22 protein-coding genes are annotated in these 26,289 nt (G+C 72.8%); all 22 read left to right on the forward strand.

What is annotated here, in order from left to right:
- Nucleotides 1-53: 53 nt before the first annotated feature.
- The 22 genes from alaS to ID810_RS06085 all read left to right on the forward strand — a co-directional run bounded on the left by alaS (nt 54) and on the right by ID810_RS06085 (nt 26,250).
- Complete coding sequence (gene alaS / locus ID810_RS05980) at nt 54-2,768, forward strand: alanine--tRNA ligase (protein ID WP_166855018.1); 2,715 nt, start codon at nt 54-56, stop codon at nt 2,766-2,768.
- Between the two features lie 14 nt (nt 2,769-2,782).
- Nucleotides 2,783-3,259, forward strand: a complete 477-nt coding sequence (gene ruvX / locus ID810_RS05985; protein ID WP_166855110.1) for a Holliday junction resolvase RuvX — start codon at nt 2,783-2,785, stop codon at nt 3,257-3,259.
- Entirely contained in the window at nt 3,253-4,449 is a 1,197-nt protein-coding gene (gene mltG, locus ID810_RS05990) for an endolytic transglycosylase MltG (protein ID WP_166855017.1), read from the forward strand. Before ruvX ends, mltG begins: the two co-directional genes overlap by 7 nt.
- Nucleotides 4,446-5,342: a shikimate dehydrogenase gene (locus tag ID810_RS05995; protein ID WP_166855016.1), complete on the forward strand. Its 897-nt coding sequence runs from the start codon at nt 4,446-4,448 to the stop codon at nt 5,340-5,342. The genes mltG and ID810_RS05995 overlap by 4 nt, the downstream gene beginning before the upstream one ends.
- A gap of 78 nt (nt 5,343-5,420) precedes the next feature.
- Nucleotides 5,421-6,641 carry a chorismate synthase gene (gene aroC / locus ID810_RS06000; protein WP_188232543.1) on the forward strand — a complete coding sequence of 407 codons (1,221 nt, stop codon included), beginning with the start codon at nt 5,421-5,423 and terminating at the stop codon, nt 6,639-6,641.
- A gap of 13 nt (nt 6,642-6,654) precedes the next feature.
- Entirely contained in the window at nt 6,655-8,412 is a 1,758-nt protein-coding gene (gene aroB / locus ID810_RS06005; protein WP_166855014.1) for a 3-dehydroquinate synthase, read from the forward strand.
- 5 nt (nt 8,413-8,417) lie between these two features.
- Entirely contained in the window at nt 8,418-8,972 is a 555-nt protein-coding gene (locus ID810_RS06010; RefSeq protein WP_166855013.1) for a shikimate kinase, read from the forward strand.
- An 88-nt stretch (nt 8,973-9,060) separates the two neighbouring features.
- Nucleotides 9,061-9,624, forward strand: a complete 564-nt coding sequence (gene efp, locus ID810_RS06015; RefSeq protein ID WP_166855012.1) for an elongation factor P — start codon at nt 9,061-9,063, stop codon at nt 9,622-9,624.
- 4 nt (nt 9,625-9,628) lie between these two features.
- Nucleotides 9,629-10,213 (forward strand): transcription antitermination factor NusB, encoded by a 585-nt coding sequence (nusB, locus tag ID810_RS06020; protein WP_166855011.1) that lies wholly within the window; start codon nt 9,629-9,631, stop codon nt 10,211-10,213.
- Nucleotides 10,214-10,317: 104 nt separating this feature from the next.
- Nucleotides 10,318-11,187, forward strand: coding sequence for an SDR family oxidoreductase (locus ID810_RS06025; RefSeq protein ID WP_166855010.1), 870 nt, complete (start codon nt 10,318-10,320; stop codon nt 11,185-11,187).
- 122 nt (nt 11,188-11,309) lie between these two features.
- The gene (gene pyrR / locus ID810_RS06030) at nt 11,310-11,891 is read left to right on the forward strand and encodes a bifunctional pyr operon transcriptional regulator/uracil phosphoribosyltransferase PyrR (RefSeq protein ID WP_166855009.1); all 582 of its coding nucleotides are present in this window, start codon (nt 11,310-11,312) and stop codon (nt 11,889-11,891) included.
- Nucleotides 11,888-12,874 carry an aspartate carbamoyltransferase catalytic subunit gene (locus tag ID810_RS06035; protein WP_166855008.1) on the forward strand — a complete coding sequence of 329 codons (987 nt, stop codon included), beginning with the start codon at nt 11,888-11,890 and terminating at the stop codon, nt 12,872-12,874. Before pyrR ends, ID810_RS06035 begins: the two co-directional genes overlap by 4 nt.
- Entirely contained in the window at nt 12,871-14,184 is a 1,314-nt protein-coding gene (locus tag ID810_RS06040) for a dihydroorotase (RefSeq protein ID WP_166855007.1), read from the forward strand. The genes ID810_RS06035 and ID810_RS06040 overlap by 4 nt, the downstream gene beginning before the upstream one ends.
- Before the next feature lie 2 nt (nt 14,185-14,186).
- Nucleotides 14,187-14,705 carry a carbamoyl-phosphate synthase domain-containing protein gene (locus ID810_RS06045; RefSeq protein WP_166855006.1) on the forward strand — a complete coding sequence of 173 codons (519 nt, stop codon included), beginning with the start codon at nt 14,187-14,189 and terminating at the stop codon, nt 14,703-14,705.
- Nucleotides 14,705-18,025 (forward strand): carbamoyl-phosphate synthase large subunit, encoded by a 3,321-nt coding sequence (gene carB, locus ID810_RS06050; RefSeq protein WP_166855005.1) that lies wholly within the window; start codon nt 14,705-14,707, stop codon nt 18,023-18,025. The genes ID810_RS06045 and carB overlap by 1 nt, the downstream gene beginning before the upstream one ends.
- Entirely contained in the window at nt 18,022-18,888 is an 867-nt protein-coding gene (pyrF, locus tag ID810_RS06055; protein ID WP_166855004.1) for an orotidine-5'-phosphate decarboxylase, read from the forward strand. Before carB ends, pyrF begins: the two co-directional genes overlap by 4 nt.
- 66 nt (nt 18,889-18,954) lie before the next feature.
- Nucleotides 18,955-20,463 carry a Tat pathway signal sequence gene (locus tag ID810_RS06060; protein WP_166855003.1) on the forward strand — a complete coding sequence of 503 codons (1,509 nt, stop codon included), beginning with the start codon at nt 18,955-18,957 and terminating at the stop codon, nt 20,461-20,463.
- A 48-nt stretch (nt 20,464-20,511) separates the two neighbouring features.
- A complete protein-coding gene (gene gmk / locus ID810_RS06065; protein WP_235931427.1) occupies nt 20,512-21,084 on the forward strand; it encodes a guanylate kinase in 573 nt (190 codons plus the stop codon).
- A 63-nt stretch (nt 21,085-21,147) separates the two neighbouring features.
- On the forward strand, nt 21,148-21,546 hold the full coding sequence (gene rpoZ / locus ID810_RS06070; protein WP_166855001.1) for a DNA-directed RNA polymerase subunit omega: 399 nt from the start codon (nt 21,148-21,150) through the stop codon (nt 21,544-21,546).
- A 27-nt stretch (nt 21,547-21,573) separates the two neighbouring features.
- Entirely contained in the window at nt 21,574-22,890 is a 1,317-nt protein-coding gene (gene coaBC, locus ID810_RS06075; RefSeq protein WP_243856481.1) for a bifunctional phosphopantothenoylcysteine decarboxylase/phosphopantothenate--cysteine ligase CoaBC, read from the forward strand.
- 52 nt (nt 22,891-22,942) lie between these two features.
- Complete coding sequence (gene metK, locus ID810_RS06080; RefSeq protein WP_166854999.1) at nt 22,943-24,145, forward strand: methionine adenosyltransferase; 1,203 nt, start codon at nt 22,943-22,945, stop codon at nt 24,143-24,145.
- A gap of 26 nt (nt 24,146-24,171) precedes the next feature.
- Nucleotides 24,172-26,250, forward strand: coding sequence for a primosomal protein N' family DNA-binding protein (locus ID810_RS06085; RefSeq protein ID WP_166854998.1), 2,079 nt, complete (start codon nt 24,172-24,174; stop codon nt 26,248-26,250).
- Nucleotides 26,251-26,289: the final 39 nt, after the last annotated feature.

The following is a 26,289-nucleotide window of genomic DNA, read 5'->3' on the forward strand; positions in this document are numbered from 1 at the left end:
GCTCCCCGCGCACGCACCCACCCACGCACTCGACTCAGGAGCAAGAACAGCCCATGCGCACCTCAGAGATCCGCTCCCGCTGGCTCGGCTACTTCGCGGCGAACGGTCACGAGATCCGCCCCTCGGTCTCCCTGGTCTCCCCGGACCCCTCGATCCTGTTCACGGTCGCCGGGATGGTCCCCTTCATCCCCTACATCCTCGGCACCGAGCCGGCCCCCTGGCCCACGGCCGCCAGCGTGCAGAAGTGCATCCGCACCAACGACATCGACAACGTCGGACGCACCACCCGCCACGGCACGTTCTTCCAGATGAACGGCAACTTCTCCTTCGGGGACTACTTCAAGGAGGGGGCCATCCAGCACGCCTGGAACCTGCTGACCGGCCCCGTGTCCGAGGGCCGCTACGGACTTGACGGCGACCGCCTGTGGATGACCATCTGGGAGAAGGACGACGTCTCCTGGGACTATCTCACCCGCACCCTCGGCATGGACCCGACCCACGTCCAAAAGCTCCCCTTCGAGGAGATCTCCTGGTCCACCGGCCAGCCCGGCCCCGCCGGCGCCTGCTGCGAGATCCACTACGACCGCGGCCCCGAGTTCGGTCCCGACGGCGGGCCCCTGGCCGACATCCAGGGCGACCGCTTCCTCGAGATCTGGAACCTCGTCTTCGACGAGTTCATCCGCGGCGAGGGCGAGGGGCACAACTTCGAGCTCGTTGGCACGCTCGACTCCACCGCCATCGACACCGGCGCCGGCCTTGAGCGTCTGGCCTTCGTCCTGCAGGACAAGCCCAACATGTACGAGATCGACGAGGTCTACCCCGTCATCGCCGCCGCCGAGGCCATGAGCGCCAAGACCTACGGCCGTGGCGCCGCGGGCCCCAGCGCAGGCATCGACTACGAGAACGACGTGCATATGCGCGTCGTCGCCGACCACGTGCGCTCAGCCCTCATGCTCATTGGCGACGGCGTGCGCCCGGGCAACGACGGGCGCGGCTACGTCCTGCGCCGCCTCATCCGCCGAGCCGTGCGCTCCATGCGCCTGCTCGGTGTCGAGGAGGCCGCGATGCCGACCCTCCTGACCGCCTCCAAGGACGTCATGCGCCTGTCCTACCCCGAGCTGGAGGAGCGCTGGTCGCAGATCGCCGAGGTCGCCTACGCCGAGGAGGACGCCTTCAGGCGCACCCTGGCGGCCGGCACCACGATCCTTGACACCGCGGTCGCCCAGGCCAAGGCCACGGCCGCCGCCACGGGCGGCAAGGCCGTCGTTCCCGGCTCGGTCGCCTTCGAGCTGCACGACACCTCGGGCTTCCCCATCGACCTCACCCTCGAGATGGCTGCCGAGCAGGGCGTCGCCGTCGACGAGGAGGCCTTCCGCACCCTCATGACTGAGCAGAAGGAGCGCGCCCGCGCCGACGCTCGCGCCAAGAAGACCGGCCACGCCGATATCCGCGCCTTCCAGGACATTGAGAAGGCCATGGGGGGTGGCTCCACCTTCCTGGGCTACACCGAGAACGCGGCCGACGCCGTCGTCACTGGTCTGCTGGTCGACGGCGTGCCCCAGCCTGTCGCCACCGCCCCCGCCGAGGTCGAGGTCGTCCTCGACCGCACCCCCTTCTACGCCGAGATGGGTGGCCAGCTCGCCGACCACGGCACCATCCGCCTGGCCGACGGCGGCGTCGTCGAGGTCAGTGACGTCCAGGCCCCCATCAGGGGCCTGACGGTGCACCGCGGCACGCTCACCGAGGGCACCCTCGCCGTCGGAGAGAAGGCCTACGCCGAGATCGACACCGCCCGCCGCCTGGCCATTGCCCGCGCCCACACGGCCACCCACATGGTCTACGCGGGCCTGCGCCGGGTGGTCAACGAGCACGCCGACCAGGCCGGCAGTGAGAACTCGCCCTCGCGCCTGCGCTTCGACTTCCGTCACGGCTCGGCGCTCAGCGGCGCCCAGATCAACGACATCGAGGAGCTGGTCAACACCACGCTCGCCCAGGACCTGGACGTGCGCACCGAGGTCATGAGCCTCGATGCGGCCCGTGCACAGGGCGCCATCGCCCTGTTCGGCGAGAAGTACGGTCAGCAGGTGCGCGTGGTCACCATCGGTGACGGCTTCGACCGCGAGCTGTGCGGCGGCACCCACGTGCCCACCACCGGGCACATCGGCCGCATCGCCCTGCTGGGCGAGTCCTCCATCGGCTCCGGCGTGCGGCGCATCGACGCCCTCGTCGGCGACGGCGCCTACGGCTACCAGGCCAAGGAGCACGCCCTCGTCTCGCGCCTGTCCACCCTGGTGGGCGGCCGCGCCGAGGACCTGCCCGCGCGCATCGAGTCCCTCATGAGCCGCCTGAAGGAGGCCGAGAAGAAGCTCGCCCAGGCCGAGCAGACCGCCATGGTCGCCAAGGCCGCCGAGGTCCTCGGCGGTGTCGTCACGGTCGGGCCCTACCGCTTGGCCGCCGCGAACCTGGGCACCGTCGGCTCCGGCGACGCCCTGCGCAGCCTCGTGCTCGACGTGCGCGAGCGCCTGGGTGAGGCCGAACCCGTCGTCGTCGTCGCCATGGGTGTCGTCGGTGAGCGCCCGCTCGTCATCATCGCCACCAACCAGGCCGCCCGCGACGCCGGCGCCCGGGCCGGCGACCTCGTCAAGGTCGCCGCCACGACCCTTGGCGGCGGCGGAGGTGGCCGACCCGACCTCGCCCAGGGCGGTGGCCAGGACGCCTCCCGCGTGGGCGAGGCGATGGCCGCTGTCACCCGCGCGCTGGGCGCGTGAGTCACCGGACCACCATGCGCCCCGGCGCCAGACTCGCCTTCGACGTCGGCACGGCCCGCGTCGGCGTCGCCCGCTGCGACGCCGAGGCGATCCTCGCCGTCCCGGTGAGCACTCTGCGCCGCGACCGCTACGGCGGTGACCTCGACGAGGCCGCTGACCTCGTCGAGGAGCACGGGGCCATTGAGGCCGTTGTCGGCCTGCCCCGGCACATGGCGGGAGGCTCCTCCTCCTCCACCAGGGACGCACGCCACTGGGCCCGCCAGCTCGCCTCGCTCATCACCCCCGTGCCTGTGCGCCTGGTGGACGAGCGGATGACCACCGTCACCGCACAGCAGGCGCTGCACGCCGCAGGACGCCACGCCAAGGACTTCCGCGGTGTCGTCGACCAGGCGGCCGCCGTCGTCATCCTCGAGCACGCGCTCGAGACCGAGCGCCGCACCGGTGCACCCGCGGGCGAGCTCGTCACGCAGCGGCGGGGAGGACGATGGTGAGCGACGAGTTCTTCACCGAGATCATCGGCCTGCCGGTGGGCCCGCCCCCCAAGGGTTCCCGGCATGACCGGCGCGGCCGGGCACGACGTCGGCGCCTGCGCCGCATTGCGCTTGCCGTCATAGTCGTCACGGTGCTCGCCGCCGTCGTCCTGTTCGCCATCGGCCTGTTCACCGGCCGGACCCCGAGCGGCGCCCAGGGCACCCGCCCCGAGCAGACCGGCGTCTCCGACTACAGCGGCACCGGTCACGGCAGCGTCGTCGTCACCATCCCGGAGGGCGCCTCAGGCACCGAGATCGCCCAGATCCTCGAGCAGGCCGGGGTCGTGGCCACCGCGGACGCCTTCACACAGGCCTACGCGGCCAACGTCAACGCGGCCAGCATCCAGGCCGGCACCTACACGCTGCACCTGGGGATGTCCGCCGCCAACGCCGTCGCCGCACTGCTCGACCCGGCCTCGCGCTCCGAGCACACCCTCACCGTCCCCGAGGGCAGTACCCGCGACCAGGTCAAGGAGCGCCTGGTGAGTGTGGGCCGCTTCAGCGAGGCGGATGTCGATGCCGCCTTCGCCGACGCCCGGGCCATCGGCCTGCCCGAGGTCGCCGGCGGCGAGGTCGAGGGCTGGCTCGCTCCCTCCACCTACGCCATCGCCACGGAGGCCACGGCCACCGACGTCGTCGCCTCCATGGTCTTGCTCACCCTGACCCGTCTGGACCGCCTGGGTGTGGACCCGGCCGACTATCAGCAGGTCCTCATCAAGGCCTCGATCGTCGAGCACGAGGTCGTCTCCAGCGCCTACTACGGGCAGGTTGCCCGCGTCATCGAGAACCGCCTGGCGGACACCGGCGGCGCCACCCAGGGCAGGCTGCAGATGGTCTCCACCGTCCTGTACGGCCTGGGCCGCACCGGTGGCATCCCCACGAGCGACGAGATTCTGGACACGAACAACCCGTACAACACCTACGAGCACGCGGGACTGCCCCCGACCCCCATCTCCAGCCCCGGGGAGGCCGCTCTCGCCGCCGTCGTCAGCCCGCCCGAGGGACAGTGGCTCTACTTCGTCACCGTCAACCCCGAGACGGGCGAGACCCTCTTCGCCTCGACACCGGATGAGCAGCAGACCAACACCGAGCGGCTCATGGTCTTCTGCGAGGAGCACGAGGCCTTGTGCTCCACAGGAGCCGGGTCATGACCGTCGGCCAGAAGGCGGCCGTCATTGGCCTGCCCGTCACCCACTCGCTCTCCCCGGTCCTGCACCGTGCGGCCTACGCCGCGCTCGGTCTGGACGGCTGGCAGTACGAGCGCCGCGAGACGAGCCCCGAGGAGTTGGGCCCGCTGCTGGCCGAGCTCGCCGCCCCCGCTGGACCCGGCCCCGTCTGGGCGGGCCTGAGCGTCACCATGCCGCACAAGCAGGCGCTGCTCACTCACCTCGACGCCGTCGACCCGCTCGCGCAGACCGTCGGCGCCGCCAACACCGTCGTCGCCCAGCGCTCCGGCCGGGGTCCCGCCTTGCTCACCGGCTTCAACACCGACGTGGCCGGGATCGTCGGCGCCCTGCGAGAGGTCACGGGGAAGCAGCCGGCGGCCGGCGCCACGGCCCTCGTCCTGGGCTCCGGCGCGACGGCCTGCTCGGCGCTGGCCGCGCTCACCGAGCTCGGAGCCGGGCGCATCGTCGTCGCCGCACGCAGCCATGCCGGGCCGGGACGGGCACTGTCCGCCGCCCACCGCATGGGCCTGGAGATTGAGACCGTCACCTGGCGCCCGGGGGTCGCCGCCTCCGACGCCGTCGTGGCCGAGGCCCTGGGCGGGGCCGACCTCGTGGTCTCCACGCTGCCCGCGCACGGTGCCGACGTCCTGGCCCCCCTGGTCGGCCGGGTGCGTGGCGGCGCGGCCCTGCTCGACGTCGTCTACGAGCCCTGGCCGACGGCGCTGGCCGCCGCCTGGCAGGGTGCCGGTGGCCTCATCGCCCCCGGTTGGCTCATGCTCCTGCACCAGGCCGTGCCGCAGGTGCGCCTCATGACCGGCATGACGCCCGACGTTGAGGCCATGCGCACGGCGCTGACGGCGGCACTGGGCCGGCCCTGACCCGCGCCCGGGGCCTGGAGCTCTCACGGGCCGGAGCGTCACGGGCCCGGCTCACCGCCGTGTGCGATGATCGGCGCCATGCTGCGATGGATGACTGCCGGCGAGTCGCACGGCGAGGCCTTGACTGCCCTCATGGAGGGCGTGCCCGCGGGCGTGGAGATCACCACTGAGGAGATCAGTGCCGCCCTTGCCCGCAGGCGCCTGGGCCACGGGCGAGGTGCACGCCAGGTCTTCGAGCGCGACGAGCTCTCCCTCCTGGGAGGCGTGCGCCACGGTCGCACCATCGGCAGCCCCATCGCCATGAGGATCGGCAACGCCGAGTGGCCCAAGTGGTCCACCGTCATGAGCGCGGACCCCGTCGACCCGGCCGACCTGCTCATCGACGCCGGCACCGGTGACGAGCGGGAGATCGCCCGCAACCGGCCGCTCACCCGCCCCAGGCCAGGTCACGCGGACCTGCCCGGCGTGCTCAAGTACGACCTGCCCGACGCGCGCCCCGTCCTCGAGCGCGCCTCCGCACGCGAGACCGCCGCCCGGGTGGCCCTGGGTGCGGTGGCCGAGGCCCTGCTCGAGCAGGTCGCCGGCATCCGCCTGGTCAGCCACGTCCTGCGCATCGGCTCCGTCACCCTGCCCGACGACGCCCCCCGGCCGGGCCCCGACGACGAGCGGCGCCTGAGTGCCGACCCCGTGCGCTGCACCGACCCCGCCGTGAGCGCCGCCATGGTCACCGAGATCGACACCGCCCGTCGGGCCGGTGACACCCTGGGCGGCGTCGTCGAGGTCATCGCCACCGAGGTGCCCATCGGCCTGGGCACCCATGTGGACTCCTCGCGCCGCCTCGACGCCCGCCTGGCGGCCGCCGTCATGGGCATCCAGTCCGTCAAGGGCGTCGAGATCGGGGATGGTTTCGCTCAGGCGGCCCGCCGCGGTTCTCATGCCCACGACGAGATCCTGTCGGTCGACGGCGGGCGGGTGGAGCGCGCCTCCAACCGCGCCGGTGGCATCGAGGGTGGGATCTCCAACGGTTCGGCCGTCGTCGTGCGCGCCGCCCTCAAGCCCATCTCGACGGTCCCGCGCGCCCTGCGCACGGTGGACCTCGCCAACGGCGAGGAGGCCAAGGGCCTGCACCAGCGTTCCGACACGACGGCCGTCGTGCCCGGGGCCGTCATCGTGGAGGCGATGGTGGCGCTCGTGCTTGCCGACGCCCTGCTGGAGAAGACCGGAGGCGACAGCGTTGAGGAGTGCCGCCGCAACCTCGAGGCCTACCTCGCCCGCGTGGCCGAGCGGACCCGCTGGTGAGAAGGGCGTGAGCATGAGCACCACCGACCGGACCACCGGCCGCACCACAGCGCTGCGCGAGCACCTGCCGCTCGTCCTCGTCGGCCTGCCCGGCGCAGGCAAGACCACCGTCGCCCGCCTGCTCGCCCGGGAGCTGAGGACAGTGTCCGTGGACCTCGACGCCGAGATCCGGCGCCGCGCGCGCATGAGCGTGCCCGCGATCTTCGAGGCCGAGGGGGAGGAGGGCTTCCGCGACCGGGAGACCAGCGCCCTGCGCTCGCTGCTCACCGGGGCTGCCACCACGGCCGGTGTCATCTCCCTGGGCGGCGGGGCCGTGCTGCGCCCCGCCAACCGCGACATGCTCGCCGGGCACACGGTCGTGCACCTGTCCGTCACCCCCGCCACCGCGGCCGCCCGGGTCGGTGACGGCTGCGGCCGCCCCCTCATGGCCGGGCCGCAGGCGCCCGCCCCGCAGGACGCAGGCGACCTGGCCGTGCGCAGCCGCATGGAGCAGCTGGCCGCCGAGCGCTCGGACCTGTACGCGCAGGTGGCCACCCTCACCGTCGTCGCCGACGACCTCACGCCCGAGGCCGTGGCCGAGGAGGTCCTGCGCCGGCTCGAGCGGCCGGCCCCCGCGCGCGAGCCTGCCGCTCCGCCGGCCCCGGCGGCCGACCCCGACGGCCTGGTCACCGTGAGCGTGGGCGGTGCCCGCCCCTACGACGTCGTCATCGGCCGCGGCCTGGAGAGCTGCGTCACTGAGGCCGTGGCCGCCGCACCGGGCCACGGCGCCGGAGGGGTAGCGATCGTCCACGCCGACGCCCTGGATGAGCGCGCCCGCGCGCTCGAGGCGGCACTGACCGCCGCAGGGGCGCGGGTCACCCGTGTGACGGTGCCCGGGGGAGAGGCCGCCAAGTGCACGGCCGTCCTCGACCGGGTCTGGCGGGCCCTGGGAGCCTTCCGCATGGGCCGTGACGGCTGCGTCGTCGCCCTGGGCGGCGGCGCCACCACGGACCTCGCCGGTTTCGCGGCCGCCACCTGGCTGCGGGGTGTGAGTGTCGTCCAGGTGCCCACGACGTTGCTGGCGATGGTGGACGCCGCCGTCGGCGGCAAGACGGGCATCGACACGGCCGCCGGAAAGAACCTCGTGGGTGCCTTCCACCCGCCGGCCGCCGTCGTGTGCGACCTGGAGACCCTGAGCACGCTGGGTGACGAGGATCTGCGTGCGGGGCTCGGCGAGGTCGTCAAATGCGGTCTTATCGCCGATCCCGCGATCCTCGACCTCATGCTCGCCTCACCGCCCGCCGACCTGCTGAGCCCGCACTGCGCCGTGCTGGCCGAGCTCGTCGCACGCTCCGTCGCCGTCAAGGCCGACGTGGTCAGCGAGGACCTCACCGAGGCGGGCTCGCGCGAGATCCTCAACTACGGGCACACCTACGCCCACGCCATCGAGACCGTCACCGGCTACGTCTGGCGCCACGGTGAGGCGGTGGCCGTCGGCTGCGTCTTCGCCGCCGAGGTCGCGCACCGCAGCGGACGCATCGACGCCGATCTGCTCCTCACGCACCGCCGGGCCCTGGCCGCCGCGGGCCTGCCGGTCTCCTTCCCCGAGGGCGTCGGCCGCTATGAGGAGCTGGCGGAGGTCATGCTCTCGGACAAGAAGGTCCGCTCCGGGCGCATCCGCATGGTTCTGCTCAACGGCCTCGCCCAGCCCGTCTGGGGCGTCGAGCCTCGGGAGGCGGTCCTGCGCGAGGCGCACGCGGCCGTCACGAGCGACGGGACGCCGAAGCCGTGAGCGGGGTGAGCCCAACGGGCCCCGACGGGATCGTGCTCCTGGGCGCCCCCGGTGCGGGGTGCGGCTCCGTCGCGCGCGCCCTGGGCCGGGCCATGGGCCTGCCGGTGCGCGACCTCGGGGCCGTCGTCGCCGAGCGCCTGGGCGTGGAGGAGTCGCTGGCGCTCGTCGCCGTGGGGGAGGAGCGCTACCGCAGGGTCGAGGCCGAGGCCGCCTGCGCGCTGCTCGCCGACCTGGCCGGCACCGTCACGGCCCTGGGCTCGGGCTGCCTGGCCGACGCCGGGGTGCGCAGCGCCCTGGAGCGCGCCCGCTGCGGTGGGGCCCGCACGGTGCTGCTGACCGCGACCACCCGCCGCCTGGCCACCCGCAACGGGCTGGACGCCCCGCGCTCGGTGGCCCTGGGCAACGTCCACCACGCCTTCACCCAGATGCTGCGCGCCCGCGAGGACCTGTGCCGGCGGGCGGCGGGCGCCGAGGCCGTCGTCGTCGACACGACGTCCACGACGCCCGAGCAGGCGGCTGCCGAGACGGCCGGACTGCTGGGCGCCCCCGCGCCGTCGTGACAGGCCTCGCACGCCCCGGCTCGGGCAGTGGCTCGGCCGGACGGTAGTCTTGCGGCGACAAGACGTCCCCCGACAGTGAGGAACACCCGTGGCAACGACGAACGACCTGAGGAACGGCCTCGTACTCAACATCGAGGGCCAGCTCTGGCAGGTGGTCGAGTTCCAGCACGTCAAGCCTGGCAAGGGCCCCGCCTTCGTGCGCACCAAGCTCAAGAACGTCCTGTCCGGCAAGACCGTCGACCGCACCTTCAACGCCGGCCTCAAGGTCGAGACCGCCACCGTCGACCGCCGCGACATGCAGTTCTCCTACAGGGACGGCGAGGACTTCGTCTTCATGGACGTCAAGGACTACGAGCAGGTCCCGGTCTCGGCCGCGACCGTCGGCGAGGCCGCCACCTACATGCTCGAGGGTCAGGACGTCATTGTGGCCTTCCACGAGGACTCCGTCCTGTTCGTCGAGCTGCCCGCCTCCGTCGTGCTGACGATCTCCCACACGGAGCCGGGCCTGCAGGGCGACCGCTCCTCGGCCGGCACCAAGCCCGCCACCCTGGAGACGGGTGCGGAGATCCAGGTTCCGCTGTTCCTCAACGAGGGCGACCGTGTCAAGGTCGACACCCGCACCGGCGACTACCTCTCCCGCGTCACCGACTGACCCGATGACCGAGACCAGCTCCCGCGCCGAGGTGCCCGAGCGCCCCGTCAAGCACCCTGTCACGGCGCGTACCAAGGCCCGTCGTCGCGCCATCGAGATCCTCTTCGAGGCGGACCAGCGCGGCATGTTGGGCAGGGGCCGTCAGCGGGACGCCGACGACGAGCGCCGATGGAACGAGCCTCGTTGGGACGAGCGTGACGAGGCCCCGGCTGCCGAGAGCCTCTCGGACGCTGAGGTCGCCAATGCCCTGCGGGACTTTGCCGCCCGTCGGGCCGTCGAGTCCGCCAACCACACCGAGGCGCCCGCTTACACGCGCGAGATCCTCGCCGGTGTGGCGGACCACCTCGCCGACGTCGACGACACCATCGAGACCTACGCCCAGGGCTGGACGCTCGCCCGGATGCCGGCCGTGGACCGCGCCATCGCCCGCGTCGCCACCTGGGAGATCGTCTACAACGACGACGTCGACGCCCCCGTGGCGGTCGATGAGGCCATGACGCTGGCGCGGATGCTCTCGACGGACGACTCGCCCCGCTACCTCGGAGGCGTGCTCGGCCGCATCGGGGATCTCGCGGACATGCTGCGCTGAGCGCCGCGCACCTGCTATCACCTGCCCTCGTGGGCGGTCCCACACCGGGGCCGCCCACGACGTCGGCTATCCGATAACAGCGATAGGGCGCATAGGGTGGCGCCATGAGCACTGCGACCCGCACCCCCGTCATCGCCATCACGGGCGCCACCGGCCACGTCGGCGGCGCCGTCGCGACCCGCCTGCACGACGCGGGCCTGGCCGCCCGCCTCATCGTGCGTGATGCCACCCGGGCGCCCGCCTGGGCCGACGACGTCGCCGTCACCAGCTACGGCGACCGCCAGGCCGCCCCCGTAGCACTCACCGGAGTCGACGTCCTGTTCATGGTCTCGGCCGCCGAGTCGGCAGACCGCCTTGAGCAGCACCGCGCCTTCATCGACTCCGCCGCCCAGGCCGGTGTGCGTCACGTCATCTACACCAGCTTCGTCGGGGCGGGACCGGACTCCGTCTTCACCTTCGGACGCACCCACGGCGCCACCGAGGCCCACCTGGCGGCCTCCGGTATGACCGCCACCATCCTGCGCGACTCCTTCTACCTCGACTTCCTGCCCGAGCTCGCCGTCGACGGCGTCATCTCCGGTCCGGCCGGCCCCACGGGCGGCGGCGTGGGCGCCGTCGCCCGGGCCGACGTCGTGCGCTCGGCCAGCGCCGTGCTCAACGACCTCGCCGCCGGCTCCGGCGCCCACGACGGCGCCATCTACACGATGACCGGTCCCGAGGCCCTGAGCCTGACCGACGTCGCCCGCATCCTCACCGAGCTGGGCTCGCCCACCACCTACCGCGAGGAGAGCATCGAGCAGGCCTACGCCTCGCGCGCCCACTACGGCGCCCCCGCCTGGGAGGTCGACGGGTGGGTGAGCACCTACACCGCCATCGCCTCCGGCCAGCTGGCCGCCGTCACCGACGACGTCCTGCGCCTGACCGGCCGCGAGCCCCTGAGCCTGGCCGAGCTCCTCTCCGGCGCGCGTGCCTGACGGATATCTCACGTGCCACCATGCGGGCTCGCCCAACGGGCCGCACCGGGTGGGGTTTACGATGCGAGCGTCAGACATCCTTGAAGTCCGTCCAGTGAGGCGGGGAAGGAGGTCCACGCACCGTGGCCAACGCGCAGTCCACCGGGAAGCAGATCCTCGGAGAACCCGAGATCGCACGCTCCCTTGTCCGTATCGCTCACGAGATCGTTGAGCGCAACCGAGGTGTGGAGGACCTTCTGCTCCTCGGCATCCCCTCCGGCGGCGTCCCCCTCGCCCAGCGCCTGGCCAAGGCCCTCGCCTTCGCCACCGGCGGCCCCGAGGTCCCCGTCGGCACCCTCGACATCACCATGTACCGCGACGACCTCGGCCGCCACCCCATCCGCGTGCCCCAGCCCACCGTCATCCCCGGTGAGGTCCTCGAGGGCCGCACGGTCGTCCTCGTCGACGACGTCCTGTACTCCGGGCGCACCATCCGCGCCGCCCTCGACGCCCTGGGCTCCATCGGCCGAGCCGAGGCCGTCCAGCTCGCCGTCCTCGTGGACCGCGGCCACCGCCAGCTGCCCATCCGCGCGGACTACGTCGGCAAGAACCTGCCGACCTCCCGCAAGGAGAAGGTTGTCGTCTCCCTCACCGAGCTCGGCGCCGCCGCCGACTCGGTCGCCATCCACCCGTCGACCGAGCCCGCCACGGAGGACGCCCGATGAAGCACCTGCTGAGCGCCAAGGACCTGTCCCACGACGAAGCCGTCATGACCCTGGACACCGCCGAGGCCATGGCCGCCACCCAGCGCCACGCCGTCAAGAAGCTGCCCACCCTGCGCGGCAAGACGGTCGTCAACCTCTTCTTCGAGGACTCCACCCGCACCCGCCTGTCCTTCGAGGCCGCCGCCAAGAGGCTCAGCGCCGACGTCATCAACTTCTCCGCCAAGGGCTCGTCGGTCTCCAAGGGTGAGTCGCTCAAGGACACCGCCCAGACGATCATGGCGATGGGTGCCGACGCCGTCGTCGTGCGGCACAGTGCCGACGGCGCCGCCCACCTGCTCGCCCACGCCGGCTGGATCGACGTGCCCGTGCTCAACGCCGGGGACGGCAAGCACCAGCACCCCACCCAGGCCCTGCTCGACGCCATGACCCTGCGCCGCTGGTACGCCCCCGGCACCGGCGGCGCCGATGGTTCGCCCGCCCCGCGTGGACGCGACCTCGAGGGCGCCAAGGTCGTCATCGTCGGCGACGTCCTGCACTCGCGCGTCGCCCGCTCCAACGTCGACCTGCTCACCACCCTCGGTGCCGGCGTCACCCTCGTGGCCCCGCCCACCCTCCTGCCCATCGGTATGGAGGGCTGGCCCTGCGAGGTCTCCTACGACCTCGACGAGACCGTCGCCTCCGTCCAGCCCGACGCCGTCATGATGCTGCGCGTCCAGCGTGAGCGCATGAGCGCCGCCGGTGGCGGCTACTTCCCCAGCCCCGCCGAGTACTCGCGCGCCTACGGCCTCGACAGCGCCCGCCGCGCCGCCATGCCCGAGCACGCCATCGTCATGCACCCCGGCCCGATGAACCGCGGCCTGGAAATCACCGCCGAGGCCGCCGACGACCCCCGCTCGCGCATCATCGAGCAGGTCGGCAACGGCGTCTCCGTGCGCATGGCCGCCCTCTACCTCCTCCTTGCCGACGAAGGGACCCAGCTGTGACCGCCCACCTCCTCACCGGTGTCCGCCCCTACGGCGAGGACGCCGCCGACATCCTCGTCATCGACGGTCGCATCGCCGCCATCGGCCCCGAGGCCGCCGCCCAGGCGCCCGCCGAGGCCGAGCGCCACGCCTTCGACGAGCTCATCGCCCTACCGGGCCTGGTCGACATCCACACCCACCTGCGTGAGCCCGGTGGCGAGTCGGCCGAGACGGTCTACACCGGCACCCGCGCCGCCGCCGTCGGCGGCTACACCGCCGTCTTCGCCATGGCCAACACCAACCCGGTCCAGGACAACGCCGGCGTCGTCGAGCAGGTCCTACGTCTGGGCCAGGACGCCGGCTGGGTGGACGTCCACCCCGTCGGCGCCGTCTCCCAGGGCCTCAAGGGCGAGCAGCTGAGCGAGATGGGCGCCATGGCCGGCTCCGCCGCCCAGGTGCGCGTCTTCTCCGACGACGGCAGGTGCGTCTACGACCCCGTCCTCATGCGCCGGGCCCTGGAGTACGTCAAGTCCTTCGACGGCGTCATTGCCCAGCACTCCCAGGACCCGCGCCTGACCGAGGGCTCCCAGATGCACGAGGGGGCCGTCTCCGCCGAGCTCGGCCTGCGCGGCTGGCCGGCGGTCGCCGAGGAGTCCATCATCGCCCGCGACGTCCTGCTCGCCGAGCACGTCGGTTCGCGCCTGCACGTGTGCCACCTGTCCACCTCCGGCAGCGTCGACATCATCCGCTGGGCCAAGGCCCGCGGGATCGACGTCACCGCCGAGGTCACCCCGCACCACCTGCTGCTCACCGACGAGATGGCCCGCAGCTACTCGCCGCTGTACAAGGTCAACCCGCCTCTGCGCACCGCCGAGGACGTCGAGGCCGTGCGTGAGGCCCTGGCCGACGGCACCATCGACGTCGTCGGCACCGACCACGCCCCGCACCCGCTGGAGGACAAGGACTGCGAGTGGCAGGCCGGCGCCTTCGGCATGACCGGCCTGGAGACCGCCCTGCCGATCCTCATCGAGACGATGGTGAGCACGGGCCGCATGACCTGGCGCGACATCGCCCGGGTCATGTCCACCACCCCCGCCCTTATCGGCCGCGTGCGCGACCAGGGCCAGGGCCTCGAGGTCGGCGCCCCCGCCAACATCACCGTCGTCGACCCCACGGTGCGACGCACCATCGACGGGGCCTCCCAGTGGACCCACTCCACCAACACGCCCTACGCGGGCATGGAGCTGCCGGGCCAGGTCATCGCCACCTTCCTGCACGGACGCCCCACGGTCCTGGCGGGAGCGCCCGTCGAGAAGAGGGACGAGGACTGATGATGACAACCATCATCTCCACCGTTGTGAGGCGAGGTGCGGACCGCGGCCCTGCGCTGCTCATCCTCGAGGACGGCTTCACGCTCACCGGCCGCACCTACGGCGCCACCGGCCTCGTGGCCGCCCCCGTCACGGTCACCACCGCGGTCACCGGCTACCAGGAGATCCTCACCGACCCCGCCAACGCCGAGCGCATCGTCCTGTTCACCGCGCCCCACGTGGGCAACACCGGCACCAACGACGACGACGCCCGCTCCGCCGGCTGGGCCACCGGCGTCATCGTGCGCGAGCCGGCCCGCAGGGCCTCCTCCTGGCTCGCGCGCCGCGAGCTCGAGGACGACCTCGTCGCCGCGGGCGTCGTCGGCATCTGCCGCATCGACACCCGTGCGCTCACCCGCCACCTGCGCGACCACGGCCCCCTGCGGGCCGCCGTCGTCTCCGGTGACGCCCTGCCCGACGGTGCCGCCGAGGCCTCCATCGACGTCACCGCCCTGTTCGCCACCGCCGCCGAGGAGAGCTGATGCCCCGCCGCACCGATATCTCCTCCGTCCTCGTCATTGGCTCCGGCCCGATCGTCATCGGCCAGGCCTGCGAGTTCGACTATTCCGGCACCCAGGCGTGCCGCGTTCTGCGTGAGGAGGGCGTGCGCACCATCCTCGTCAACTCCAACCCGGCGACGATCATGACCGACCCTGGCGTCGCTGACGCCACCTACGTCGAGCCCATCACCCTGGAGGTGCTGACCTCCATCATCGCCAAGGAGCGCCCCGACGCCCTCCTGCCCAACCTTGGTGGGCAGACCGCCCTCAACATGGCCATGGCCCTGGACCAGGCGGGCGTCCTTGAGCAGTACGGCGTGAAGATGATCGGTGTGCGCGCCCGGGCCATCAACGCCGGTGAGGACCGCGACGAGTTCAAGAAGGTCGTCGAGCGCTGCGGCGCCGAGGTGGCCCGCTCCGTCATCGCGCACTCCATGGCCGAGTGCCACGCGGGCGTCGAGGCGCTGGGCGGCTACCCCGTCGTCGTGCGCCCCTCCTTCACCATGGGCGGTCTCGGCTCCGGCATCGCCTTCGACGCCACCGACCTCGAGCGCATCGCCGGGCAGGGCCTGAGCGACTCCATGACCACCGAGGTGCTCCTGGAGGAGTCGATCCTCGGCTGGAAGGAGATCGAGCTCGAGCTCATGCGCGATGGCGCCGACACCTGCATCATGGTGTGCTCCATCGAGAACGTCGACCCCGTGGGCGTGCACACGGGTGACTCCATCACCCTGGCTCCGGCGCTCACCCTCACCGACGCCGAGCTGAGCCGCCTCAAGCAGATCGGCATCGACATCATCCGCGAGGTCGGCGTCGACACCGGCGGCTGCAACCTGCAGTTCGCCATCCACCCGACGACCGGCCGCGTCATCGTCATCGAGATGAACCCGCGTGTCTCGCGCTCCTCCGCCCTGGCCTCCAAGGCCACCGGCTTCCCGATCGCCAAGATCGCCACCCGTCTCGCCCTGGGCTACACCTTCGACGAGATCCCCAACGACATCACCGGGGTGACGACCGCCGCCCAGGAGCCCACCGTCGACTACATCGTTGTCAAGGTCCCGCGCTTCGCCTTCGAGAAGTTCCGGGGCGCCGACCCGACGCTGACGACGACCATGAAGTCCGTCGGCGAGGCCATGGCCATCGGCCGCAGCTACAACGAGGCCCTGCACAAGGCCATGCGCTCCATCGACAAGAAGGGCACCGTCTTCCACTGGGACGGCCCCGCGCCCACACGCGAGGAGCTGCCCGCCCTGCTGGAGTCCCTGCGCACCCCCACCGAGCACCGCCTCATCGACCTGCAGCAGGCCGTGCGCGCGGGCGCCACCACCGAGGAGATCGTCGAGATCACCTGCATCGACCCCTGGTTCATCGATCAGGTCCAGGTCCTGCAGGAGGTGGCCGAGACCGTCCGCGACGCCCCGGCGCTCACGCGCGAGGTGCTCCAGGAGGCCAAGCGCAACGGCTTCTCCGACGCCCAGATCGCCTCCCTGCGCTCCATCAGCGAGGACACCGTGCGCGAGGTGCGCCACGCCTTCGACCTGCGCCCCGTCTACAAGATGGTCGACACCTGCGCCGCGGGCGTGGAGGCCGTCACCCCCTACCTGTACTCCACCTACGACACCGAGACTGAGGTGGCGCCGCGCGAGCGCGAGGCCGTCATCATCCTCGGCGCCGGGCCCAACAGGATCGGGCAGGGCATCGAGTTCGACTACTCCTGCGTGCACGCCACGATGGCGCTCGCCGAGCGCTACGAGACCGTCATGGTCAACTGCAACCCGGAGACGGTCTCGACGGACTACGACATCTCCGACCGCCTCTACTTCGAGCCGCTGACCTTCGAGGACGTCATGGAGGTCTACGAGGCCGAGCTCGCCGCCGGTCCCGTGGCCGGCGTCATCGTCCAGCTGGGCGGACAAACCCCCTTGTCGCTGGCGGCCCGGCTGAAGGCGGCGGGCGTGCCCATCCTGGGCACCACCCCGGAGGCGATCGACGCCGCCGAGGACCGGGAGGTCTTCGGCGTGGTGCTGGAGCGGGCTGGCCTGCCAGCGCCCGCCCACGGCACGGCCCTGAGTGACGAGCAGACCCTGGCGGTGGCCGACGAGATCGGCTTCCCCGTCCTCGTGCGCCCCAGCTACGTGCTGGGTGGTCGCGGCATGGAGATCGTCTACGACGCCTCCGGCCTGGCGGACTACCTCGCGCGGGCCGGACGGGAGCCCGGCGGCGCCTACGCCAACGGCCCGCTGCTCATCGACCGCTTTCTCGACGACGCCATCGAGATTGACGTCGACGCCCTCTACGACGGCACCGAGCTCTTCCTCGGCGGCGTCATGGAGCACATCGAGGAGGCTGGGATCCACTCGGGCGACTCCGCCTGCGTGCTGCCGCCCATGACGCTGTCGGACACGGAGATCGCCCGCATCCGCCGCTCCACCGAGGCCATCGCCGCCGGTGTGGGGGTGCGCGGCCTCATCAACATCCAGTTCGCCCTCATGAACGACACGCTCTACGTCATCGAGGCCAACCCGCGTGCCTCGCGCACCGTGCCCTTCGTCTCCAAGGCCACGGGCGTGCAGCTGGCCAAGGCGGCGTCCCTGCTCATGGCGGGCCAGACCATCGCCTCCCTGCGCGCCCAGGGGCACCTGCCCGAGCACGACGCCTCCGTCACCGACCCGCTCGACCCCATCGCGGTGAAGGAGGCGGTGCTGCCCTTCAAGCGCTTCCGTACCTCCGAGGGCCGCGTCGTCGACACCGTCCTTGGCCCCGAGATGCGCTCGACCGGTGAGGTCATGGGCTACGACGTCGACTTCCCCCGGGCTTTCGCCAAGTCCCAGGCCGGGGCCTACGGCGGCCTGCCCACCGAGGGCACGGTCTTCGTCTCCGTGGCGGACCGCGACAAGCGCGCCGTCATCCTGCCGATCGCCCGCCTGGCCGAGCTCGGCTTCACGGTGCTGGCCACCACGGGCACCGCCCAGGTCCTGCGCCGCAACGGCATCCGGGCCACCGCCGTGCGCAAGGTGAGCGAGGGCCAGGGTGAGCACGGGGAGCAGACGATCGTCGAGCTCATCGAGTCCGGCATGGTCGACATGGTCGTCAACACCCCCAAGGGGCAGGGCGCTCGCGCCGACGGCTACTCGATCCGCGCGGCGACCACCGGCGCCGACCGGCCGATCATCACGACCGTCCAGGAGCTGCAGGCCGCCGTCCAGGCCCTCGAGGCCCAGCTGCGCGGCCCGCACCGGGTCCGCTCTCTCCAGGAGCACGACGCCGATCGCGCCGCACGCCGCACACAGGCCGTGGCATGAGCACCGGCCGCGAGGCGTTCGGTGCCCGTCTGGCCCGGGCGATGGACGAGCTGGGACCCCTGTGCGTGGGCATCGACCCCCACAGGAGCCTGCTGGAGGCCTGGGGGCTGAGCGACGACGCCGCCGGGCTGCGCGAGTTCAGCCTCAGGGTGGTCGAGGCGGTCGTCGGCCGCGTGGCCGCCGTCAAGCCGCAGTCCGCCTTCTTCGAGCGCCACGGCTCCGCCGGTGTGGCGGTCCTGGAGGAGACCCTCACGGCCCTGCGGGAGGCGGGCACGCTCAGCGTCCTGGACGTCAAGCGCGGAGACATCGGCTCGACGATGTCCGGATACGCCGACGCCTACCTGTCCGACGGCTCACCGCTGGTGGTCGACGCCCTCACGGTCTCGCCCTACCTGGGCTTCGGCTCGCTCGCACCGGTGCTCGAGCTCGCCCGGGAGACCGGCCGAGGGGTCTTCGTGCTGGGCCTGACCTCCAACCCGGAAGGGCGCAGCGTCCAGCATGCGACGGACCCCTCCGGCCGCTCGGTGGCGGGCGGGGTGGTCGACGGCGTGACCGTGGCCAACGCGGCCGCCCGGGCCGACGGCACGCTCGGCAGTGTCGGACTCGTCGTCGGGGCGACCGTGGGGCGGGCCGTGCACGACCTGGGCCTGGACCTGGCGGCCTCGGCCGCCCCGTTGCTGGCGCCCGGGGTTGGTGCGCAGGGGGCCGGCGCGCCCGAGCTCGAGCAGGTCTTCGGTGTGGCACGTCGCCAGGTGCTGGCCTCCACCTCCCGAGGCGTGCTGCAGGCGGGCCCCGACGTCGGGGCGCTGCGGGCAGCCGCCGAGACGGCGACTGGGCAGGCAGTGGCCGCCCTGCGCGGCTGAGCTGTGATGAGTGACGGCCGTCCCCGGGGTGGGCCCTCCCATGCGGGGGGCCCACCCCCGGGGCGTGTGAGCCGACGACGCGCACTCGGGGCGCTGGCCGTCCTCGTGGCGGCCGTCGTCGCCGTGGTGCTCTATGCCGTGGCCCTCCTGCGTCGCCGCGAGGAGGTCACCGACGGGCTCGTCCTGCTCGATGCGACCGGGCCCGACGGGACGCTGCTCGACCTTGACGGGCTGCTTGACGCCGTGACCAACGGCGTCGGCCGGGACGAGCGTGATGACGCCCTCCTGGACGCGGAGACTCTCGAGGTCCTCAGCCTCGCCCCCCTGGAGCCCGACGCCCGTGCCAGCGCCCGCCTCGCGCTGCCCGAGGACACCCGCGCCTGCCTGTCCCTGTCCTGGCCGACGTCAGCGGGCTACAGCGCCCTGCTCGTGGACCTGCCCGGCCCCGGCCGCTACGCGCTCGCCGAGCTCGCCGCATGCTCCCTGCACGAGGCTCAGGAGGATGGGGCGGACACCGGCGCGCTTATCGACCCCGTCAGCGGTATGACCGTTAAGGCGCTGCGTGAACGCACCGCCGCGGCCCTGGACGCCTGCCGGGGGACCGAGGAGCCGGCCTCGCGCGCCGCACGTGCGGCCGAGGCCCTGGAGGCCGCCTGCGCCGCCCGGAGCGGTCTCGACCGTGCCCGGGCCCACGGCGCACCGGGCACCGCCCTGCTCGGAGTGACCTTCACCCACCCTCCGTCGGCGCCAGCGGTCGGCCGGGTGCTCGCGCCCCTGACGGACGCGGGCCGGGACCTGCTCGTGCGCCTCGTCATCACCGACGCCTCAGACGATGAGGAGATGACGGCCTGGCGCAGCTGCCTGGACGAGCTCCACGCCCAGGGCGCCAAGGCCATGGTCCAGGTCTGCGACTCGATCGACCTGTCGACCCTTGACGACGAGGACTTCAACCGTCGCCTCGACCGGCTCATCGAGGCCTTCCCCGACGCCGACGCGTGGGAGACCGGCAACGAGATCGGCGGTGACTGGTTGGGCGAGAAGGCCATCAAGCGCACCCTCGAGGCCACCCGCAGGCTGAGTGAGTCCCCGCAGACCTCTGCGGCGACGCGGGTGCTGACCCTCTACTACCAGCTCGGCCAGGGGCGGGCAGAGAACTCGACCTTCACCGTCGCCCAGGACGCGCTTGCCCCCGAGCTGCTCGAGCTCAGCGACGTCGTCGGACTGTCGGTCTACCCCCAGTGGCACCCGCTGGGCTGCGCCGCCGACCGGGTCCTCGACGCCCTGTCGGCGCTCGCCGGAGACAGACTGATCGCCCTGAGTGAGCTCGGCTACGGGGCTGAGGACCTCGACGACGGCCCCTGGTGGTACGGCTCACCCACGGACACCTCCACCGGGCGCGCCGTCGTCGCCCGGGACCTCACGGCCGCGGCGCTGGGGCGCCACGACGTGTGGGCGGCGCCCCTGTGGTGGTACTACCTCGAGGACGAGATCGAGTCGGTGGCCGGTGTGGGCAGTGTTCTCGCCAACGCGGCGGCCGCGCCCAGTGAGGGCGGCGAGGCCGGCTGCGGGGGATGAGCGCCGGCGTGGTCTGAGAGGCCTCCGGCAGCAGGCATGATGTTCACCATGACGCACCCGGAGCCCGCCGCCCGTCTCACCGTCCTCGCCGGTCCCACCGCCGTCGGCAAGGGGACGATCGTCACTGAGCTGCGCCGTCGCCACCCCGACCTCTTCGTCTCCGTCTCGGCCACCACCCGCAGCCCCCGGCCCGGTGAGGTCGACGGCGTGCACTACCTCTTCGTCAGCGAGGAGGACTTCGAGCGCATGATCGCCGAGGGCCGGATGCTCGAGTGGGCGCTCGTGCACGGTCGCCACCGCTACGGCACACCCCGGGGCCCGGTGGAGGCCGAGCTTGCCGCCGGGCGCCCCGCCCTGCTGGAGATCGACCTCGACGGCGCCCGGCAGGTGCGGCGCGCGATGCCGCAGGCGCACCTCGTCTTCGTCGCGCCGCCCCGCTGGGAGGACCTCGTCAGCCGTCTCGTCGGCCGGGGCACCGAGGACGAGGCCGAGAGGACCAGGCGCCTGGCCACGGCCCGCACGGAGATGGCCGCGGCCAACGAGTTCGACCACGTCATCGTCAACGACACCGTGGCGCGTGCCACGGACGAGCTCGAGGGCCTGCTCGGCCTCACAGGCTAAACTGTCCCGGTTACCGCACGGCCCGAGAAGGCCGGTCACGCGCTCAGAAAGCAGGTCACGCACATGCTCGGTACCTCCGCCCAGCCCGAGGGCATCACGAACCCGCCGATCGACGACCTCCTGGAGAAGGTCGACTCCAAGTACGGGCTCGTGGTGGAGGCTGCGAAGCGTGCCCGGCAGATCAACAGCTACACCCAGCAGCTCGAGGACAACCACCTCGAGTTCTTCGGCCCCCTCGTGGAGGCCGAGACCGGCGAGAAGCCGCTGGGCATCGCCCTGCGCGAGATCGCCGAGGACAAGCTCGAGGTCATCCCCGGCGAGGTCGCCCGCGCCCGCCGCGCCGAGGCCGAGGAGGCCCGCCGGGCCGCCGAGGCGGACATGTTCTCCGACATCTCCCTCGACACCCCGCTGTCGATGGGTGAGGAGGGTTCGACCACCAGCCTGGACGACATCCAGTTCTGAAGACCCGGGCCCCTCGTGCACCAGCAGGTGAGTACGCGCGCCGCGTCCCCGACCGGGACGCGGCGCGTCGTCGTCGGCGTGGCCGGGTCCATCGCCGCCTACAAGGCGCCGACGGTGATCCGCCGCCTGCGTGAGGCCGGCTGCGAGGTCAAGGTGGTCGCCACCGAGGCCGCCCTGCGCTTCATCGGCGCCCCCGCCCTCGCCGCGGTGGCCGGGGGCCCGGTGTCCACCGGCGTCTTCGACGACCCCGCGGCGGTGGAGCATGTGGCCGTGGGGGAGTGGGCCGAGCTCGTCGTGGTGGCCCCCGCCTCCGCGGACCTGCTGGCCCGGGTCGCCGCTGGGCGCGCGGACGACCTCCTGACCGCCACGATCCTCACCACCACCGCGCCGGTGCTGCTCTGCCCGGCCATGCACACCCAGATGTGGCTCAACCCGGCGACCGTCGAGAACGTCGCCACCCTGCGCCGGCGCGGCCTGGCCGTCCTCAACCCCGCCGACGGGCGCCTGACCGGCCAGGACAGCGGCACCGGGCGCCTGCCCGAGCCTGAGGTCATCGTCGCCGAGGCCCTGCGCGTCCTGGCTGAGGCTGACGCGCGTGAGGCTGCGGGCCGCGCCCTGGCCGGGCGCCACGTCGTCGTCTCCGCCGGGGGCACTCGCGAGCCCCTGGACCCGGTGCGCTTCCTTGGCAACCGTTCCTCCGGGCGTCAGGGCACCGCCGTCGCCCGCGCCGCCGCCGCCGAGGGCGCCCGGGTCACCCTCGTGGCCGCCAACCTCGACGGCGAGGTACTGCGCGACCTGCCGCCGACGGTGAGCGTCGTCGGCGTCGGCACCGCCCTGGAGCTTGAGGACGCGGTGCGCTCGACCTGCGTGGACGCCGACGCCGTCGTCATGGCGGCCGCCGTCGCCGACTACCGGCCGCGCAGCGTGCAGGGCGCCAAGATCAAGAAGCACGGCCTCGCCCCGGGCGAGGAGGGCAAGGCCACCGGCCCGGCACCCATCGAGCTTGTCGAGAACCCCGATGTCCTCGCCGGCCTGGTGAGCCGCCCGCCGCGCACCGATGGTCATCGCACCCTCGTCGTCGGCTTCGCTGCGGAGACGGGCGACGCCGACGGCGACGTCCTGGCCCACGGCGCCGCCAAGGCACGGCGCAAGGGCGCCGACCTGATGGCCGTCAACGCAGTCGGCCAGGATCTGGGTTTTGGTGACGTGCCCAACGCCGTTGTCGTGCTCGATGCCGACGGCGCCGAGGTGGCGCGTGCCCAGGGGGCGAAGGATGAGGTCGCCCGCGCCCTCGTGTCGCTGGTGGCCGAGCGCCTGGCGGCGACGTGCGCCGACGCACAGTGACGAGCGTGTTCGGGGCCCGATTCGTGTCCTGACACGCCGGTAGGCTGAGTTCGTGAACTCCTCCCTCCGTCTGTTTACCTCCGAGTCCGTCACCGAGGGCCACCCGGACAAGATCTGCGACCGGATCTCCGACTCCATCCTTGACGCGATCCTCGTGCAGGACCCTGCCGCCCACGTTGCCGTCGAGACCCTCATGACCACCGGTCTTGTCCATGTCGCCGGAGAGGTCACGACGAGCGCCTACGTGGAGATCCCTCAGATCGTGCGCGACGAGATTGTGGCCATCGGCTACGACTCCTCCGATGTGTGCTTCGACGGCCGCTCCTGCGGCGTGTCCATCTCCATCGGCCAGCAGTCCCCGGACATCGCGGCCGGCGTGGACAAGGCTCTTGAGGTCCGCGGAGAGGGTGTCGGCCTCGACCCGCTCGACGTCCAGGGCGCCGGGGACCAGGGCCTGATGTTCGGCTACGCCTGCACGGAGACCAGCGAGCTCATGCCGCTGCCCATCCACCTGGCCCACCGCCTCGCCGAGCGCCTGACCGCCGTGCGCAAGCAGGGCGTCGTCGAGGGCCTGCGCCCCGACGGCAAGACCCAGGTCACCATCGGCTACGAGGGTGACCGCCCTGTGAGCCTGACGAATGTCGTCATCTCCACCCAGCACGACGAGGACCGCAGCCGCAGCTGGCTGACGGACGCCCTGACCCAGGAGGTCCTCGCCCCCGTGCTTGAGGTTGAGCAGGCCAAGGGACTCGACCTCAACGTCTCCGACGTCACGGTCCTCGTCAACCCCTCCGGACAGTTCATCATCGGTGGCCCGGCCGGGGACGCGGGCCTGACCGGCCGCAAGATCATCGTCGACACCTACGGGGGCATGGCCCGCCACGGCGGTGGTGCCTTCTCCGGCAAGGACCCCTCGAAGGTGGACCGTTCGGGCGCCTACGCGATGCGTTGGGTGGCCAAGAACGTCGTGGCCGCCGGCCTGGCCGAGCGCTGCGAGATCCAGGTCGCCTACGCCATTGGCTCGGCGCGCCCCGTGGGCCTGTACGTTGAGACCTTCGGTACCGAGACGGTCCCGGTGGCCAGGATCCAGGCCGCCGTGCAGGAGGTCTTCGACCTGCGCCCGGCTGCGATCATCCGCGACCTTGACCTGCTGCGGCCGATCTACCGCACGACCAGCGCCTATGGGCACTTCGGCCGTCCCGGATTCGCCTGGGAGGACACGAGCCGCGCAGCGGACCTGCGGGCCGCGGTCTAATCACCCGATGAGCGGGAGGAGGAGCGATGAGCGAGCACGGCCAGCAGGACGCGCTGCTCGTGGCCCCCGCCCCGGCCCAGCACCGTGTCACCGGTGACGGCGTTGCCAACCCCGTCGCCAGGGTGCTGCTGGACTCCGGTGTCCCGCACCTGGACCGCCTCTTCGACTACCTCGTCCCGCCCGAGCTCGACGTCGCAGCAGCCGAGGGCGTGCGCGTCGTCGTGCGCTTCGGCGGGCAGGAGGTGCACGGCTGGGTCTGGCAGCGCGCCGAGACAACCACCCACACCGGCCGTCTGGCCCCTGTGCGCCGCGTCGTCTCCGACCTGCCGGTGGTGCCCGAGCGCACCCGCCGGCTCGTGGAGGCGGTTGCCGCCCGCACCGCGGGCACCCGCTCGGACGTCCTGCGCCTGGCCGTGCCCACCCGGCACGCCACCACCGAGCGCGCTGTGCGCTCAGCACACACAGAACACACAGAACACACAGGGCACCCGCACCGGCCCTCCCGCCCCGAGGCCCGCCCCACCGGCTGGGGCGCCTACACCGGCGGCGCCGAGCTGCTGGACGCCATCAGCGACGGGCACGCGCCCCGGACGGTCCTGACCGCCCTGCCCGGGCGTGAAGGTGTCCTTGAGGACTGGGAGAGCCTGCTCGCCCAGGCCGTGCAGGCCAGCCTGTCCGGTGGCCGCGGCGCCCTCATCGCCGTCGCCACCACCGCCCAGGCCGAGCTGCTGGCCGAGCGGCTCAGCGCCGCCCTCGACGGCGAGGAGGTGCTCGTCCTCAGCGCCGAGCACGGGCCGGCGCGCCGCTACCGCGTCTTCACCCGGCTCCTGCTGGGCCACGCCCGCGTCGTCGTCGGCACCCGCGCCGTCGCCTTCGCCCCCGTGATGGACCTGGGCCTGGCCGTCATCTGGGACGACGGCGACGACCGCCTCGACGAGCCCCGCGCCCCCTACGTCCATGCCCGCACCGTCCTGGCCCTGCGCAGCGGGCTCGAGCACTGCGCCCTGCTCATCGCCTCGCGCACGCGCAGCGTCGAGGCCCAGTCCTACGTGCTGCAGGGGTGGGCCCGCGACCTTGAGGCCCCGCGCCCCCTCATCCGCGCCACCGTGCCCCGCATCGAGGTTCCCGGTGACAGCGAGCTCGACCGCGAGGGCGCCGGCGGCCGCGCCCGCATCCCCTCCCTGGCGCACCGCGCGCTGCGCCAGGCCCTGGACCGCGGCCCCGTCCTCGTCCAGGTCGCCCGCTCCGGCTACGCCCCCGTCGTCGTGTGCGCCACGTGCCGCGCCGTGGCCCGCTGCCGCGCCTGCTCCGGCCCACTGTCGATGGGTCGGAGCGGCGAGGCGTCCTGCCGCTGGTGCGGGCGCTCCGGGGCCGGGTGGGCGTGCCCCCACTGCGGCGGTGAGCAGCTGCGTATGGCCGGTTCGGGCTCCGTGCGCACGGGGGATGAGCTCGGGCGTGCCTTCCCGGGTGTGCCCGTCGTCGTCTCCGGCACCCGCGCCGACCACGGCGTCGTCGCCACGGTGGACCGCAGGCCCCGGCTCGTCGTGGCCACCCCCGGTGCCGAGCCCGTCGCCGAGGGCGGCTACACGGCCGTCCTCCTGCTCGACGGTGCCGTGCTGTCGGCGCGTCCCGAGCTCGGGGCCTCCAGCGAGGCCCTGCGCCGGTGGGCCAATGCCGCCACCCTCGCCCGCCAGGACGCCCGGGTCATCCTCCTGGGCTCCCCGGACCTGGCCGTCTCCCAGGCCCTCGTGCGCTGGAACCACGCAGGTTTCGCAGCCGATGAGCTGCGTGAACGCCTCGAGCTCGAGCTGCCGCCCGCCGTGCGCTGCGCCCGCCTCGACGGCCCCCTACCGGCGGTTGAGGCCTACCTCGCGGCGGCCAAGGCCCGGGGCTGGGACGTGCTCGGGCCGGTCCGCGCCCCCGAACCGGCGGCGCAGCCCACGAGGGCAGGCGCGCCGGCCCCCGAGCGTGTGCGCGCCCTCGTCCGGGTGCCGCTCGCCCAGGGCCGCGAGCTGGCCGAGGCGCTGCGGCTGCAGGCGCGCGAACGCTCCGTGCACCGCGAGGACCCGGTGCGCATCGAGCTTGACCCGACGGTGCTGTGGTAGGCGCGCCGGTAGCATGAGCGCCAGGCGCCACCGAGCGTG

Origin of the sequence: Actinomyces respiraculi, from assembly GCF_014595995.2 — a bacterium.
GTDB classification, from domain to species: Bacteria; Actinomycetota; Actinomycetes; order Actinomycetales; family Actinomycetaceae; genus Actinomyces; species Actinomyces respiraculi.